Source organism: Psychrobacillus sp., from assembly GCF_056205495.1.
In genome coordinates, this window is the sequence record NZ_JBAEAP010000628.1 from 1 (window position 1) to 2,551 (window position 2,551).

General features: G+C 39.0%; 3 protein-coding genes. All 3 read left to right on the plus strand.

Features of this window, described 5'->3' with window-relative positions:
- Positions 1-1,145 (plus strand): NupC/NupG family nucleoside CNT transporter (locus AC06OU_RS17925; RefSeq protein ID WP_475857602.1); only part of this gene is annotated, 1,145 nt, incomplete at its 5' end.
- Between the two features lie 359 nt (positions 1,146-1,504).
- The gene (locus AC06OU_RS17930; protein ID WP_475857603.1) at positions 1,505-2,278 is read left to right on the plus strand and encodes an ABC transporter ATP-binding protein; all 774 of its coding nucleotides are present in this window, start codon (positions 1,505-1,507) and stop codon (positions 2,276-2,278) included.
- Positions 2,279-2,293: 15 nt separating this feature from the next.
- Positions 2,294-2,551 (plus strand): AMP-binding protein (locus AC06OU_RS17935; protein ID WP_475857604.1); only part of this gene is annotated, 258 nt, incomplete at its 3' end.

Consider the following 2,551-nt stretch of genomic DNA (forward strand, 5'->3'; position numbering starts at 1 on the left):
CTAAAAAGTCGATAAATTTACGAACCATACTGATTGGTTTAGCTATACAGATTGCTTTTGCATTTATGGTATTGAAGTGGGATTTGGGACGCTGGGCATTACTAGGGCTTTCCAAAGCAGTTCAAAATTTAACTGGGTATGCCAATGAGGGGATATCTTTCTTGTTTGGCTCATTGTCTGATGTGGAAGAGTTTGGGAGCATCTTTGTTATACAGGTGTTAACTATCATCATTTTCTTCTCAGCTTTAATTTCAGTTTTGTATTACTTGGGCATCATGCAGTTCTTTATAAAGATTATTGGAGGAGGACTTTCCAAGCTTTTAGGAACTAGTAGGGCAGAGTCTGTATCTGCTGCAGCAAACATTTTTGTGGGGCAAACAGAGGCTCCTCTAGTTGTTCGCCCCTTTATTGCAAAGATGACAAACTCAGAGCTTTTTGCTGTGATGACAGGCGGACTTGCATCGGTTTCAGGATCCATTTTAGTAGGATATTCTTTGTTAGGGGTGCCACTGGAATATTTGCTTGCCGCTAGCTTCATGGCTGCGCCAGCAGGTTTGATCATGGCTAAGCTAATGTTTCCTGAGACGGAGACTGTGGAAGACACCGATTTCAAGATGGAAAAAGATGATTCAAACGTCAATGTAATTGATGCTGCTGCAAGAGGTGCCGCAGACGGGATGAAGCTTGCAGTCAATGTAGGAGCTATGTTATTGGCATTCATCGCCTTAATTGCTCTTTTGAATGGTTTAATTGGAGGGATTGGAGGACTCTTTGGCTATGGTGAGATAACGATAGAAGGGATATTAGGCTTCATATTCTCTCCATTGGCTTTTGCAATAGGAGTACCTTGGTCAGAAGCAGTAGCGGCGGGATCCTTCATTGGTCAAAAGCTAGTTTTGAATGAATTTGTTGCTTATAAGGCTTTTACCGATGATATGGGGAACCTTTCTGCTAAAACCAATCTTGTCGTAAGTTTTGCTCTATGTGGTTTTGCAAATTTAAGCTCAATGGCAATATTATTAGGTGGATTAGGTTCCCTAGCTCCAAACCGGAGACCAGACATTGCGAGATTAGGGTTTAAGGCGGTTATTGCAGGAGCGCTTGCATCATTACTTAGTGCTGCAATAGCAGGAATGTTTTTATAAACATTGATCTTCATAAAAGATTAAACGAGAATACTTTCTGTCTATTTAATTGTAGCAACAGGCTCTGGAGAAAAGTGTGAGGCAGATATGACATCACTAAACGTCCATCCAAAAAATAAATATTATTTGTCGAATAATGAATTTACTACAACCTCCTATGGAACTAGTCATAGGAGGTTTTCCTTTTAGGAAATAAAATAGTAGCGCTATAAAGACTTTGGATTTCAACATTTTCATACATTTAACGACAAAATATTAGGAATAAAGTCGCATAAAATTCGTTGACAAAGTTATTGTTTGTAAAGTAATATTCAACAAAAGCTTACTTGTAAACGCTTAACTAAAAGGGGGTATCCATATTGGATCCTATATTAGAAATAAAAAATGTCTCTTTACAATTTGGAGGGGTAAAGGCACTAGAAGATGTCAGCTACCATATTAATAAGGGTGAGATTTTTTCGTTAATAGGTCCAAATGGAGCTGGAAAAACTAGTATGCTGAATTGTATTAGTGGTCTCTATCAGCCGACTGGTGGCTCCATTTTGTATAAAGGTCATGAAATTATAAATATGAAACCTTATAATCGCACAGGTTTAGGTATCGCTCGTGCATTCCAAAATATAGCGTTATTTGCCCATATGTCTGTGCTAGATAACCTAAAGCTTGGAAGACATACATTGATGAATTCCGGACCGATCAGCGGAGGAATGTACGTTGGAAAGGCTGCAAAAGAAGAAATTGCGCACAGACAGAAGGTAGAAGAAGTAATTGAATTTTTAGAGCTTCAAGATATCCGTCATACTCCTGTCGGTACGCTGCCTTACGGTTTACAGAAGAGAGTCGAGGTGGGAAGGGCACTTGCGTTAAATCCTGACCTTATCTTATTGGATGAACCAATGGCTGGGATGAACAAAGCGGAAAAAGATGAAATGTCACATTTTATAGTAGAGATGCATGAAACGATGAATATGACGGTAGTCTTAATCGAGCACGACTTAGGGGTTGTCATGAATTTATCGGAACATATAGCTGTATTAGATTTTGGTAGACTTATTGGTTTTGGAACCCCAGCAGAAATTCAAGAAAATCCAGCTGTGATAAAGGCCTATATTGGGGAAGAAGCCGTTATTTAGGAAGGGGAAATTAATATGGATCACAAAACATTACCCACTCTTTTAGCGGAAAGGTCTGCTAATCATGAGCAAGAGGTTGCTCTCAGGCAAAAACAGCTAGGAATTTGGCATGAGGTTACTTGGGGGGAATACAGTAAAAAAGTAAATCAATTATCTATTGTATTATCTGAATATTTTGATTTTTATAAAGGGGAAAGGCTAGCAATTATAGCTGATAATCGGCAAGAGTGGGTTTATACCCAACTTGCTGCACAAAGTTTAGGCGGTATAACG